This is a genomic window from Arthrobacter sp. K410C (assembly GCF_059090105.1).
Genome location: NZ_JBNHFJ010000019.1, coordinates 43,486 through 57,146 on the forward strand (window position 1 = coordinate 43,486; position 13,661 = coordinate 57,146).

12 protein-coding genes are annotated in these 13,661 nt (G+C 66.2%); 8 read left to right on the forward strand and 4 right to left on the reverse strand.

The features are described from left to right. Positions 1-52 precede the first annotated feature (52 nt). Together AC5RU7_RS18670 and AC5RU7_RS18675 are read left to right on the forward strand one after the other, a co-directional pair. Positions 53-580: a hypothetical protein gene (locus tag AC5RU7_RS18670; protein ID WP_494053488.1), complete on the forward strand. Its 528-nt coding sequence runs from the start codon at positions 53-55 to the stop codon at positions 578-580. Continuing rightward, positions 577-1,671, forward strand: coding sequence for a polyprenyl synthetase family protein (locus AC5RU7_RS18675; protein ID WP_494011963.1), 1,095 nt, complete (start codon positions 577-579; stop codon positions 1,669-1,671). Before AC5RU7_RS18670 ends, AC5RU7_RS18675 begins: the two co-directional genes overlap by 4 nt. A gap of 9 nt (positions 1,672-1,680) precedes the next feature. Here AC5RU7_RS18675 and AC5RU7_RS18680 read toward each other — a convergent pair whose 3' ends face one another. Further along, positions 1,681-2,034 carry an Rv2175c family DNA-binding protein gene (locus AC5RU7_RS18680; RefSeq protein WP_494011964.1) on the reverse strand — a complete coding sequence of 118 codons (354 nt, stop codon included), beginning with the start codon at positions 2,032-2,034 and terminating at the stop codon, positions 1,681-1,683. 242 nt (positions 2,035-2,276) lie between these two features. On the opposite strand from AC5RU7_RS18680, the gene AC5RU7_RS18685 reads away from it, so the two are divergent. Beyond that, a complete protein-coding gene (locus AC5RU7_RS18685) occupies positions 2,277-3,650 on the forward strand; it encodes a lytic transglycosylase (protein WP_494053489.1) in 1,374 nt (457 codons plus the stop codon). 100 nt (positions 3,651-3,750) lie between these two features. Next, positions 3,751-5,871 (forward strand): Stk1 family PASTA domain-containing Ser/Thr kinase, encoded by a 2,121-nt coding sequence (locus AC5RU7_RS18690; protein WP_494053490.1) that lies wholly within the window; start codon positions 3,751-3,753, stop codon positions 5,869-5,871. Positions 5,872-5,902: 31 nt separating this feature from the next. Here AC5RU7_RS18690 and AC5RU7_RS18695 read toward each other — a convergent pair whose 3' ends face one another. After that, positions 5,903-7,297, reverse strand: a complete 1,395-nt coding sequence (locus AC5RU7_RS18695; RefSeq protein ID WP_494053491.1) for a class II 3-deoxy-7-phosphoheptulonate synthase — start codon at positions 7,295-7,297, stop codon at positions 5,903-5,905. Between the two features lie 94 nt (positions 7,298-7,391). Beyond that, positions 7,392-8,207 (reverse strand): lysophospholipid acyltransferase family protein, encoded by an 816-nt coding sequence (locus AC5RU7_RS18700; RefSeq protein WP_494053492.1) that lies wholly within the window; start codon positions 8,205-8,207, stop codon positions 7,392-7,394. A gap of 111 nt (positions 8,208-8,318) precedes the next feature. Between AC5RU7_RS18700 and AC5RU7_RS18705 the strand changes: the two genes are divergently transcribed. From AC5RU7_RS18705 to AC5RU7_RS18715, 3 genes are read left to right on the forward strand one after another with little or no spacing between them, the layout of a single operon-like run. Further along, a complete protein-coding gene (locus AC5RU7_RS18705) occupies positions 8,319-9,107 on the forward strand; it encodes an alpha/beta hydrolase (RefSeq protein ID WP_494053493.1) in 789 nt (262 codons plus the stop codon). Further along, positions 9,104-9,904, forward strand: a complete 801-nt coding sequence (locus tag AC5RU7_RS18710) for an alpha/beta hydrolase (RefSeq protein ID WP_494053494.1) — start codon at positions 9,104-9,106, stop codon at positions 9,902-9,904. Before AC5RU7_RS18705 ends, AC5RU7_RS18710 begins: the two co-directional genes overlap by 4 nt. Continuing rightward, positions 9,891-10,454, forward strand: coding sequence for a hypothetical protein (locus tag AC5RU7_RS18715; RefSeq protein ID WP_494053495.1), 564 nt, complete (start codon positions 9,891-9,893; stop codon positions 10,452-10,454). The genes AC5RU7_RS18710 and AC5RU7_RS18715 overlap by 14 nt, the downstream gene beginning before the upstream one ends. 4 nt (positions 10,455-10,458) lie before the next feature. Here the strand turns inward: AC5RU7_RS18715 and AC5RU7_RS18720 are convergent, their stop codons facing one another. Continuing rightward, complete coding sequence (locus AC5RU7_RS18720; RefSeq protein ID WP_494053496.1) at positions 10,459-11,550, reverse strand: ROK family glucokinase; 1,092 nt, start codon at positions 11,548-11,550, stop codon at positions 10,459-10,461. A 175-nt stretch (positions 11,551-11,725) separates the two neighbouring features. Between AC5RU7_RS18720 and AC5RU7_RS18725 the strand changes: the two genes are divergently transcribed. Further along, positions 11,726-13,534 (forward strand): AMP-dependent synthetase/ligase, encoded by a 1,809-nt coding sequence (locus AC5RU7_RS18725; protein WP_494053497.1) that lies wholly within the window; start codon positions 11,726-11,728, stop codon positions 13,532-13,534. Positions 13,535-13,661: the final 127 nt, after the last annotated feature.

Below are 13,661 nucleotides of genomic sequence, written 5' to 3' on the forward strand. Positions count from 1 at the left end.
ACTGACTAAACTGGAGGCTGCATCCGGCATCAACTCCAGGAGGAAAATCCCTGTGACGGTCTTTGGAAACCTCAAGCCTGTGGGCTTGGCTGCTCTCGCTGCCGGTGCAGCCCTGGCGCTGGCAGCCTGCAGCCCCACTCCGTCAGCCGCACCGGGATCCACTTCCGCCACGTCCGGGCCGGCCGCCACGCAGGCTACGGTGACGGCTTCGCCCAGCCCGTCCGCTTCGCCCAACACCTCCGCCACCGTCGGCGGCGTGGTGGCAGGTTTCCCGCAGGAACTGCTGCCCCTCATGCCGGGTGCCACGGTGGTGTCCAGCAGCTTCGACAAGGCGTCGGCACCCGCAACCGCTGCCTTGGTCGCAACAGCGGGCGCGCCTCCCGCCGCCGTGCTCGACTTCTACACCAAGGCCCTGGAGGGGCAGGGATTCAAGGCGGTCCCCGGTGATGCTGTGGGGGCAGTGGCATCCAAGGACTTTGTCCGGGGCGACAACGAAACGGTGAACGTCGCGGTAGTGGAAGCCTCGGGCGTGTCCACCTTCACCATCGGCGCCAATGTGGCAGCCGAGTCAGCCAAGTGACCGCCGCGGAGCAACTGCGGCACGAACAGGCAGACTATGTGGCGGCGGTGGCCGGTGAACTCACCGGGTTCCTGACGTCGCGGCAGTCTGTCATGTCTGCCATTTCCCCTGATATCGATCCGATCATGGGCTCCATTTCCAACCTGGTCACGGGCGGCAAGCGCCTTAGGGCCCTGATGTGCTACTGGGGCTGGCGCGGAGCAGGCGGCGAAGCCGCGGCCGCGGAAGTGGTGACTGCAGGTGCCGCCCTGGAGCTCTTCCAGGCAGCCGCCCTTATCCATGACGACATCATCGACCGCTCGGACACCCGGCGGGGAGGACCGAGCGTACACCGCCGCTTCAGCCAGCTTCACGGTGCCCAGGGCTGGGCGCTGGACAGCGAAAGGTTCGGCCAGGCGGCGGCCATCCTCGCCGGCGACCTGTGCCTGTCCTTCAGCGAGGAAGCCTTCACGGACATCGGCGAGCGGGCGGCCTCGGGGAGCAGGGCGAGACTGATCTTCAACCTCATGCGGGCAGAGGTCATGGCCGGCCAGTACCTGGACATCCTTGAGGAAGTGGCAGGCCCGGTCCGGGACCGCGCCGGCGCCGTCAGCCGGGCCCAGTCGATCATCCGCTTCAAGAGCGCCAAATACTCCACCGAGCACCCCCTTGCCCTGGGCGGTGCCTTGGCGGGTGCTTCGAATGAGCTGCTGCGGGGCTATTCAGCTTTTGCGTTGCCCCTGGGCGAAGCTTTCCAGTTGCGGGACGACGTCCTGGGTGTCTTTGGTGACCCGCTCACTACCGGAAAGCCTGCCGGGGACGACCTGCGCGAAGGCAAGAGAACCGTCCTGGTGGCCCTCGCACTCGACCAGGCAACAGCTGCGGAGTCCGCATTCATCGACGGCAGGCTGGGCAGTCCGGACCTGTCGGATGACGACGTGGAGGAAATCCGCAGGATCATTGAGGAATCCGGTGCACTGCAGGCCACGGAGGTTCTCATCAGCGAGTTCGGCTCGGCGGCGTTTGAGGCCCTGGAGGCTCTTCCGCTCGAGGAGCTGCCCAAAACAGCCCTGCGGAGGCTAGCTGAGGCCACCGTCAGCCGCGCCTCCTAGGGCTGTTTGTCACCAGGCGAGGGTCTGGGCCCGGCGCCTGATCTCGGTCTTGCGGCCCTCCCGCAGCGCGTCGATAGGCCGGCCGCGCAGCGATTCGTCGTGAGTGAACAGCCAGATGATCAGGTCCTCGTCCGAATATCCGGCATCGGCGAGGACCACGATTGTCCCTTTAAGGCTGTCAACAACCTGCCCGTCCTGGATGAATTCCGCGGGCACAGACCTGATATTGCGGTCCCCCACCCTTAAAGCGGCCAGTGCCCGCTCGTCAATAAGGCTGTGCACCTTGGTGATGGAAACATCCAAAAGACGGGCTACGTCGGGGAGGGGCAACCATTCGCCCACGAGGTCTTCTACATTACTCACGGATCAAGGTTGCCACGGTGGGCCCCCGGGCGCCTAGTCGATAAAGCGCAACCTGGCTCCTGACCTGCGGACACTCCGAAAATCTTTTCTTGCCGGGATTCCCGGAATTCTTGTGCTATCTCCGGATTCATGAGACATTCACAGTGTTAACCCCAGTAACAGTAATAACTTGAGTAACAGTAGTATCAGGAATGTCAGCGGCATCCCCGTCCGCGCCCGCAGTTGAGAAGAGGATTTTTTCCATGACAATGTCCCGCTCGCCCAAGCGGCCACCCAAGCCGAGCCTGCCAATGATTGCCGCCACCACAGCGGCACTTCCCGCGGTCGTATTGTCATCCCTGGCTGTGGCCGAGCCTGCTGCTGCGGAAAAGCCTGCGCGCGCCCTTCCTGCGACCCTGGCTGCGGCCATGGAAGCGCAGGCGGCACAGGCAAAGGCGGCCCACATTCCTGCAGCTTCGGTGTCCACGACCATCCCCACCGCTTTCAAGCCGGCACAGCCTTCAGCCCCTGCGGAGTACACCATTGTGCGGGGCGACACCATCAGCAGCATTGCCGGGCGGTACGGCTTGAACACCGGGGATGTCCTCCGGCTCAACAACCTCCAGGCGAACACCCTGATCTACCCGGGGCAGAAGATCAAACTTTCCGGAGAGCCGGCGGCACCGGCCGCGCCCGCCGCTGCGCCCGCACCGGCAGCACCCGCAACGGGTGAGGGTGCCACCTACACCGTAAAGCCCGGTGACACGCTGGGAGCGATCGCCGCCCGGCACAATGTGCCCTTGTCCGAAGTATTCAGCTGGAACAACCTCAACATGCGCTCGATCATCCATCCGGGACAGAAGATCAAGGTGGGCGGCGGACAGCCCGCGCCGGCTGCCCCCGCCGCAGCGCCGGCACCCGCGGTATTGGCGAATTCAGCCGCCACCCCCGCCCCGGCCACTGGCTCCTACACCGTCAAGGCCGGGGACAGCCTCTATGCCATCGCGTCACGGCACAACGTCAAGCTCTCCGAACTCCTGTCCGCAAACAAGATGAGCATGAGCACCGTCATCTACCCGGGCAACAAGCTGGTCATTCCCGGCGCCCCCGGCCAGGCTCCGGCCCCGCAGCCCGCGGCGGCAGCCGCACCGCTGGTACCGAGTTCCTTCCTCGGATTCAGCTATCCCGCCGCCGTGGTCAGTTCGGCCAACGAGAACAAGGCGCTCCTGAACGCGGCTCCGGTGCCGTCCCGCGCTGAAATGCGCAACATCGTGGCGGACACGGCACGGCGCATGGGCGTTGATCCTGCGCTGGCCCTCGCCTTCGCTCACCAGGAGTCGGGCTTCGACCAGCGCGCCGTCTCTCCCGCCAACGCAATCGGCACCATGCAGGTGATCCCCAGCTCCGGCCAGTGGGCCTCGGACCTCGTGGGGAGGAAGCTGAACCTCCTGGACCCGTACGATAATGCGACTGCAGGCGTGGCGATCATCCGGCAGCTCCTGGCAACCAGCAAGGACGAAGACACCGCCATCGCGGGGTATTACCAGGGTCAGTACTCCGTCAGCAAGTACGGCATGTACGACGACACAAAGGCTTACGTAGCCGCCATCAAGGCGCACCGCAAGAACTTCGCATAGTCCCAGCGGCACTTACTGCGGGGATACGGGGACTGCTGTGAGGAGGGTCCGGACCGATGACGGGTTCGGACCCTTTTCATTGCGGGATTAGGATCAAAGGGTGCAGGAACACGTCTCTGACCCCTTTGTGGGAACGCTGGTGGACAACCGCTACACCGTGCAGTCCCGGCTCGCCCGCGGCGGCATGTCCACGGTTTACCTGGCCGTGGACCAGAGGCTGGAGCGCCACGTTGCACTGAAGGTGCTGCATCCGCACCTGGCCGCGGATGAGAGCTTCCTCGGCAGGCTGGGGCGGGAGGCGAAGGCGGCGGCCCGGCTCTCGCACCCCCATGTGGTGGGGGTCCTGGACCAGGGCCATGACGGCCACACCGCCTACCTGGTCATGGAATACATCAAGGGCCACACCCTTCGCGACGTCATCAACGACAAGGGGGCCTTGCCGCCGCGGCTCGCACTTGCCCTGATTGATCCCGTCGTGGAAGGACTGGCCGCGGCCCATACCGCGGGCTTCATCCACCGCGACGTGAAACCCGAAAACGTCCTGATCGCCGACGACGGCAGGATCAAGATCGGCGACTTCGGCCTTGCCCGGGCGGTCACCTCGTCCACGAGCTCCGGGACACTGATGGGAACCGTCGCCTATGTCCCGCCCGAGATCGTCCTGGGCCGGCCGGCAGATGCCCGGAGCGACGTCTACTCAGTGGGCATCATGCTGTTTGAAATGCTGACCGGGCAACAGCCGTTCAAAGGCGACGTCCCCATCCAGGTGGCCTACCAGCATGTCAACGGCACGGTGGGTCCGCCGTCGGCTCTGGTGCCCGGGCTGGCGGGCGAGCTGGACGAGCTCGTGCAATGGTGTACGGCCAATGACCCGGAGAACCGGCCAGTGGATGCGAATGCGCTCCTCCAGGAGCTGCGGCACATTCGGACTAACCTGACCGATTCCGAGCTGGACCTGCATCCTCCGGCCGCCGCCGGCACCGCAGCGCCTGCCTCCCCCGGCGCCCAGGAGACAGCCCCGGTCCAGGATGCAGCTTTCGGGAATCACACAGAGTTCATTGCGCAAACCAACAACCCCACCACGGTCATGCCCTCCGGCAGGCCGGCGCCGCCTGCCCATGGACCCGCGCTGGGGCGCGAGCCTGCGCGGCCGGCTCCCGGAGCCGGCCGGGGCAGCCACATCCTTACCCCTCCCGGGGAGGATGTGGAGGAACCCTGGGCGCCCCCGGCGCCCCAGCTCAGCAAGCGGGCACAGCGCAAGGCTGAAAAGGAGGACGAGAAGGCCCGTGCCCGGGCCGCCGCAACCCCTGTCCGTTCACTCCGCGAAGGCAGTGCCCGACGGCGGGGCGTCCTGTGGGTGGTGGTCCTGGTCCTCGCGGCCCTGCTCGCCACGGGAGCGGGCTGGTTCTTCGGTATGGGCCCCGGGGCTGCGGCCACCATCCCGGCCGTGGCAAACAGGACGGTGGCGGAGGCCCAGCAGCTCCTCAGTGAAGCAGGATTCAGGTCCACCACGAGGGACGTATTCGACGACGATGTTCCCAGCGGGCTGGTGGTGGGAAGCGAGCCGAAGGCCGGAACGGAAATCCGGAAGTTCCAGCCTGTATCGCTTTATGTGTCCAAGGGCCCGCAGCTTTTCCCCCTGCCGCAACTCTCCGGCGGCACGCTGGACGAGGCCAAGGACGCCCTGAACGGTGCCGAAATGGCGCTGGGTACGGTCACCGCGGAATTCAACGAGGACGTGCCTGCCGGCATTGTCCTGTCCCAGGAGCCGGCTGCCGGCACGCCGGCCAGGCATGGAACGCCGGTGGCCCTGGTGGTCTCCAAGGGACCCGAGCCCATCCCCGTCCCCTCCGTGGTGGGCCAGGACGAGGATGATGCCGTGGACGCCATCGAGGCGGCCGGGCTGCAGGCTGAGGTGGCCCGCGAAGAGGTGTTTGACCGGAATGTGCCCGAGGGTGCTGTTGTCAGCCAGTCGCCTGCCAGCGGGACGCTTACCCGCGGCGGCACCGTGACCCTGACCATTTCCAAGGGCCCTCGAATGGTGGAGGTTCCCAGCTTCATCGGGCGGCAGGCGAACGAAGCCAGGCGGGCGCTCGAGGCACTGGGCTTCGAGGTCCGAGTCAACAATGTGCTGGGCGGCTTCTTTGGAACCGTCCGCGCCCAGGACCCCGTGGACACAGAGGTCCCCGAAGGGTCCGTCATAACGCTGACCGTGGTGTAGGCGGCCCGACCGCCCACACCATCCGGCAGGGTCAGTGCTTGGCGAGTGCGCCGGCCACCAGGAATGCCATTTCCAGGGACTGCATGTGGTTCAGCCGCGGGTCGCAGACCGACTCGTAGCGGTGCAGGAAAGCATCCTGGTCGATGGGATCGGCGCCGCCAAGGCACTCAGCCACATCGTCGCCGGTCATCTCCACATGCAGGCCGCCGGGCACGGTTCCCAGGGCATGGTGCACCTCAAAGAAGCCGCGCACCTCGTCAATGACGTCGTCGAAGTTCCTCGTCTTGTACCCGTTGGGGGACGTCACAGTGTTGCCGTGCATGGGGTCGGTGACCCACAGCACCTGGGCGCCGGAGGCAGTAACCTTCTCGACGACGGCGGGCAGCTTCTCCCGGATGTTGCCGGCACCCATCCGCGTGATGAACGTCAGGCGTCCCGGTTCGCGTTCCGGATCCAGTTTGTCGATCAGGCGCAGGGCGTCATCGCCGGTGGTCGAGGGACCAAGCTTGACGCCGATCGGGTTCCGGACGCGGGACAGGAAGTCCACATGGGCATGGTCCAGTTCGCGGGTCCGCTCCCCGATCCACAGGAAGTGGGCGGAGGTGTCGTACGGGAAGCCGGTCCGGGAGTCGATCCGGGTCAGCGCCCGCTCGTAGTCCAGCAGCAGGGCCTCGTGGCTGGCGAAGAACTCGACGCGCTTGAGCGCCTCAAAATCCGCACCGCAGGAGTCCATGAATTTGATGGCCCGGTCGATGTCCCTGGCCAGCGACTCGTAGCGGGCGTGGGCAGGGTTTTCGGTGAAGCCCTTGTTCCACTGGTGCACCGAGCGGAGGTCGGCGAAGCCGCCCTGCGTGAAGGCCCGGATGAGGTTCAGCGTGGATGCGGAGGTGTGGTAGGCGCGGAGCATGCGCGAGGCGTCGTGGCCGCGTGATTCGGGGGTGAACTCGTAGCCGTTGACGATGTCGCCGCGGTAGGCCGGCAGGGTGACACCATTCCGGGTCTCGTCATTGGAGGAACGCGGCTTGGCGAACTGGCCGGCCATCCGGCCCATCTTGATCACGGGCATGGCAGCGCCGTACGTCAGCACGACGGCCATCTGGAGGATGGTCTTGACCCTGGCACTGATCTTGTCCGCCGTGGCGGCCTCGAAAGTTTCCGCGCAGTCGCCGCCCTGCAGGAGGAACGCCTTCCCCTGGGCAGCAGCGGCGAGCCGCTCGCGCAGGATGTCCACTTCACCGGCAAACACCAGCGGGGGGAGCACGGAAAGTTCCTTGACGGAGGCGTCGAAAACTTCCTGGTCCTGCCAGCTGGGCTGCTGGGAAATGGGAAGGTCCCGCCAGTCGTCCAGTCCGGGATAGTTGGCGGCTCCGCTCTGGGCGGTGCTGGACAGCGAAAAGGCAGGTTTTGCAGATAGCTCAGTCACCATCTAAGACTAACGGCAGCGCAGGACCACTGGACACCGCACCGTCACGCTGGCCGGCGTCCGCGTCACAACCCCCATGCGTGAAAAAGCCCGCCCATCAGCCGGTGGCGGCAGCACCGCCGTCGTCCGTCCGGTCCTGCTGCCTCACACCGTGGCCGGGAACGGGATCCGCGGGGTTCACGCCGCCCGCCGGCGATGCCAGAGGTTCTGCGCTTGCCTCGGGTTCCACCGGCCTGCCGGCCAGCCGGAGCTTCACTACCGCCGCGTACTCGTCAACATATTCCTGCCCGGAAAGCCGCTGCAGTTCGAACATGATCTGGTCCGTGACTTTCCGCTGGACATCGCGGTCCTCTGCCTGGTCCCGGTAGGCCGTGAAGTCCAACGGCTCACCGAAGATCATGCCGATCCTGCGGATATTGGGCAGCCGTTTGCCGATCGGCTGCACCTTGTCCGTGCCGATCATGGCCACCGGGATGACCGGAACCCCGGCCTCCAGCGCCAGCCGGGCAACACCCACCTTGCCGCGGTAAAGCCTGGCGTCCGGGCTGCGGGTGCCCTCAGGGTAGATGCCGAGCAGCCCGCCGTGGTTGAGCACGTCCATCCCGGCGCTGAGGGATGCCGCAGATGCCGCACCGCCGGAGCGGTCCATGGGCAGCTGGTTGGTCAGCCGGAAGAACAGGGCTGTCAGCCGGCCCTTGATGCCGGTACCGGTGAAGTATTCCATCTTGGCCAGGAAGACCACGGGGCGGCGGACCATCAGCGGCAGGAAGATGGAATCGGAGAACGACAGGTGGTTGGAAGCGATGATCGCCGCACCCTGGCCGGGGATGTTGTCAAGGCCCTTGACCCAGGGGCGGAAAAGCAGCTTCAGGACCGGACCGAGGAAGATCCTCTTCATGACCCAATAGAACACGTGGTGAACCTCTCCGGAAGACGGCCCCCAGGCTCCGCACCGGGCCTGGTCAGCAGTTCAATGCAACCCTACTCTAGTGAGATTTGGCCGGAACAGTGACACGATGGACTCATGACTGAAAGCAGCGTCCCGCCCCGCCCTGCCGCTTTCAGCTATCCCGGGCATGGAGCAAACGCGCAGGTGGGCGTGGCAATCTGCCATGGATTCACCGGCAGCCCGCTGAGCGTGCTGCCGTGGGCCGAGCACCTGGCCGGGCAGGGATATGCCGTCTCGGTCCCGCTGCTGCCCGGGCACGGAACGGACTGGCGCCAGCTGGCCAGGACAGGATGGAGCGACTGGTACAGCAGCTACGAGACCGCCTTCCTGGAGCTCCAGGCACGCACCGAAACGTGCTTTGTGGCGGGACTGTCCATGGGCGGGGCGGTGGCCCTGCTGACCGCCTCCCGGCATCCGGTGGCAGGGGTCTCGGTGGTGAATCCGGGGCTCAGTTTTTACGACCGCCGCATCCATATTATTGGGGTGCTCAAATACTTCCAGCGCACAACCATCCCCATCCAGGAGGACCAGCCGACGGCGCCAGCCACCGAAGACGGTGACTACTCCCGCACGCCGCTGGCGGCCGTGCACGAGCTCAAGAAGCTCTTTGGCGCCGCAATCCGCGGCTTGCCCCGCATCACGGCACCGGTCCAGGTCTTCAAGTCCAGGACGGACATTGTGGTTCCGCCCACGTCGTTGGCATTGCTCCGGCAACGGCTCGGCCCGCACCTCACTGAGGTGGTGGACCTTGCCAGCAGCGGCCATGTGGCTACGCTGGACGTGGACGCGCCGGAGATCTTCGCCAGGTCCAGCGCCTTCATCCGCGCCCATGCCCGATTGACCAGCACTTCGGAGACACCATGACGTCCAGCCCGGACCACAGTCCCTTCACCAGCGCGTCCAGCGGGGACGGGCCCAGGACCGGCGTAGTCCTCTCCCATGGCTTCACCGGCAGCCCCCATGGACTCCGCCTGTGGGCGCAGGCCTTTGCCGCTGCCGGATTCGCTGTGCGCATGCCATTGCTGCCGGGACATGGCACCAGCTGGCAGGACCTCGCCCGGACCCGCTGGCAGCAGTGGCACGGCGCGCTGGATGATGCCTACCTGGAGCTGGAAGCGGAGTGCGACCACGTGTTTGCGGCGGGGCTGAGCATGGGCGGCGCGCTGGCCCTGCGGGTTGCGGCCACACGCCCCGTGGCGGGAGTGGTGCTGGTCAATCCCGCGCTGGTGATCGACGATCCCAGGGCTCCGCTCGCGGGCATCCTCAAGCTGGTGTTGAAATCCACGCCGGCCATTGCCAACGACATCCTCAAGGAAGGCATGGACGAGGGCGCGTATACCCGCACTCCGGTAGCGGCGGCCCATGAGATGAACAAAATGTTCAGGGACACCATCCGGCTGCTCCCCCGGATCACCGCCCCCGTGCAGGTCTACAGGTCCACCGTGGACCACGTGGTCTCCGATGCGAGCATTGCCGCGCTGCGACGCGGCTTGAGCGCGCCCGTGGAGCTGGTCCGGCTCGACAACAGCTACCACGTGGCCACCATGGATAACGACGCCGAACGCATCTTCCAGGGGTCGGTGGAGTTTATCCGCCGGGTGCTGGCCGCCGGCGCAGCCCCCGCGGCGGGAAGACAGGAGGTGCAGCATGAACAGGCATGACTCCGGCTCCCCCGACTCGGCGGACCAGGGAGCGAACCAGGACGACGCCGTCTGGCTGGACCTGGTGGCGCGACTGGAAGCTGACACCGCTTCCGGGCCGCCGGATCCCCGCAACCCGGATCCGGAGCCGCCCGCAGAGCCGGAGGCTCCGGCAGCCCGGGGAACCGCGTCCTTCCGCGATTTCGATCCCCTGGGCCTGGCGGGCGCAGCCCCGGCCGAACCGTCTGCGGCGCAGCGCCAGGCAAGGGCCGGCCAGGGCCGGAACGGGGATACGCCGGAGGGCCCCCGGAACTATACAGTGGACGACGACGACGGCGACTTCATCCCCGAAGAACCCCCGAGCCTGGCCGGCACGGACCCGCTGACCATGCTGGCCTGGCTGGCGGCGGTGGGCGGGCCGGTAGCGCTGCTGCTCTCGGCGATGTTCTGGCGTTCCGCGCCGCTGCTGGCGATAGTGGGCATCGTGGCCGCGTTCGTGCTGGGAACCGTATACCTGATCATGAAGCTCCCGCAGGAAAAAGACGAGGACGACGACGGCGCCCGCGTCTAGCGGGTCAGTGGCGGACCCGGCCGCTGACCCGCGACAGGTCCGCAGCCCCGATCAGTCCGGCATTGGGCCCCAGGGCGGCAAGCTCGATCCCGGCGGCGGGACGGAAGCCGCGCCCTGTGAGGTTCCGCGCGAACGCCTTCTGCGCCGGTTCAACCAGCAGGTTTCCGGCCGAGCACAGTCCGCCGCCAATCACGAACAGGCCGGGATCGAGCGCTGCTGCCAGGTTCGCGAGGCCCAGGCCGAGCCATTCGCCCACTTCCTCGAGCAGCTCACGGGAGGCAGTGTCGCCGGCCAGCGCGAGGTCGGTCACCACGGCCCCGGTGATGGTGTCAGCGCGGCCGCCGACTGCTGCGAGCAGGTCCTGCGCCATTGGGGAGTTACTGCGGGCCAGGATGCTGGCTTCCCGCCCCAGGGCATTGCCGGAGGCATACTGCTCCCAGCATCCGCGGTTGCCGCACTCGCAACGGTGCCCGCCCGGCATGATGATCTGGTGGCCGAACTCGCCGGCCACCCCGAACCGGCCGCGCTCCACCCTGCCGTCCATGACCATCGCACCGCCGATGCCGGTGCCGAGGGTGATGCAGACCAGCCGGTCCTCACCCCGGCCGGCACCGAAGCGCCATTCAGCCCAGGCCGCGGCATCGGCGTCGTTCGCCAGCAGCACGGGCCTACGCAAGAGCTGCTGCAGGTTGGCCCTCAGGGGCTCATTGCGCCATGCCAGGTGCGGACTGAACAGTACGGTGCCGCCGTCGAGGTCCATCCAGCCGGCCGCGCCTATTCCAACCGAGCGGATGCGCTGTCCCCTGCCCAGCTCTTCCACGAGTTCCACGATGACCTGCTCAACCTCGCGCGGATCCGTGCCGGGCGTGGAGCGGCGAGCCTCGCTAAGGATCCTGCCTTCGGTATCCACCACCCCGGCCGCCACCTTGGTGCCGCCAATGTCGATACCTATGGCCAGTCCCTTGCGGCCAAGCCGCACCTGCCCGTGGAAGCCGTCACCCCCTCTTCTGCCTGCCCGGTAGGGGGCGGAGCGGCGCCGCCAAGGGACGGCCCTGCTAAGTGGACCGGCCTGCTCGCCGAAAGATTGTGCGTACATAGTTCCCCATTCTAGGTTTTGCACCCATGGGCGGCGGGACCCCGCCTCGTGCAGCGGGACCCATTGACGGATAAGTTACCCGCCAGTAGGTTTAAGTGCTGCACTGCTCCCGCACCGGCGTACTACTCTGTAGGCATACCCCTGAAGCGGGAGTTCGGATATCAAAGGAGCTATAGTGCGCGAATTCAGTGTTCCGCCTCTTGTTGTTGTTCCACCGGAAACCAATATCACCGATCTGGTGCTGCGGCAGGCGAAGAAAGCCAGCAACCCGGCACTGTTCTCGCGCCTTGATTCAGCGGGTGCCTGGCAGGATGTTTCCGCCACCGAGTTCCTTGCCGACGTCAAAGCGCTTGCCAAGGGGTTGATTGCCAGTGGCGTCGGCGTGGGTGACCGCGTTGGCATCATGTCCCGCACCCGGTACGAATGGTCCCTGGTGGATTTTGCCATCTGGTTCGCCGGCGGCGTCTCCGTCCCGATCTACGAAACCTCGTCCCCGTCCCAGGTTGCCTGGAACCTTGGCGACTCCGGCGCCGTGGCCGCCTTTGGCGAAGCCGCGCACCACGAGAACGTCATCCGGCAGGCCGTAACGGCGGAAGGCCTGACTGGCCTCCAGCATGTCTGGCAGCTGGAAGGTGCAGGCCTGGATGCCCTCCGCACGGCCGGATCAGGGATCAGCGACGAGGAGCTTGAGTCCCGCCGGACTGCCGCCAAACTGTCCGATCTCGCAACGATCATCTACACCTCGGGCACCACCGGACGCCCCAAGGGTTGCGAGCTGACCCACGGCAACTTCGTCGAACTCTCCGACAACGCCTTGGCCATCATCGGCGAAATTGTCCATGAGAACGCCAAGACCATCATGTTCCTGCCGCTGGCCCACGTCTTCGCACGGTTCATTTCGGTGCTGGCCATGGCCGCCGGCACCACCGTTGCCCATACACCGGACATCAAGAACCTGCTGTCGGACCTGCAGAGCTATGAGCCCACCTTCATCCTCGCGGTCCCGCGGGTATTCGAGAAGGTCTACAACTCTGCCATGACCAAGGCGGAGGACGGCGGCAAGGGAGCCATTTTCCACAAGGCTGCGGATACGGCCATCGCCTTCTCCAAGGCACGGCAGGCCGGGCGGGTGGGACTGGGGCTGAAACTGCGCCACGCCTTGTTCGACAAGCTGGTCTACAGCAAACTCCGGGCAGCGATGGGCGGCCATGTCGCCCACGCGGTGTCCGGCGGAGGGCCCCTCGGCGAACGGCTGGGCCACTTTTTCCAAGGCATCGGCCTCCAGGTCCTGGAAGGCTACGGCCTGACCGAGACCACGGCTCCCATCTCCGTCAACACCCCGTCCCGGATCAAGATCGGTTCGGTCGGCAAGCCGCTGCCCGGGAACGCCGTGAGGATCGCCGAGGACGGCGAGATCCTGGCCAAGGGCGTCTGCGTTATGCGCGGCTACTACAAGCGTGAGGACCTGTCAGCGGAAACGTTCACCGACGGCTGGTTCCGCACGGGCGACATCGGCCGCCTGGACGAGGACGGCTTCCTCTGGATCACCGGGCGCAAGAAGGAAATCATTGTCACGGCCGGCGGCAAGAACGTCATTCCTGCCCTGCTTGAGGACCAGATCCGCGCCGACGCCCTGGTGTCCCAGGTGCTGGTGGTGGGCGACAACCGGCCGTTCATCGGCGCCTTGGTGACCCTGGACCAGGAAGCCCTGCCGGGCTGGCTGCAGCGCCACGGGCTGCCCGCGGACACCACCCTGGACCAGGCCGCCGCCAACCCTGTGGTCAAGGCCGCGGTCCAGGACCTGATCACGGCGGCCAACGGCTCCGTGTCCCACGCGGAGGCCATCAAGTCGTTCCGGATCGTGCCTGCGGATTTCACCGAGGCCTCCGGCCACCTGACCCCTTCCATGAAGGTCAAGCGGGCGCAGGTCATGAAGGACTTCGAGACAATTATCGAGGAAATGTACGCGGCGCCGCGTTCCTGACGCCGGTAACAACAAAGGGTCCTTCACTCGTGTGAACTGCTCCCCGGGAGTTGGACTGAGAAATTCAGTTCCGACTCCCGGGGAGCAGTTTTATGCGTGCGTCTAGTTCGTTGTCTGAGGATCAGCG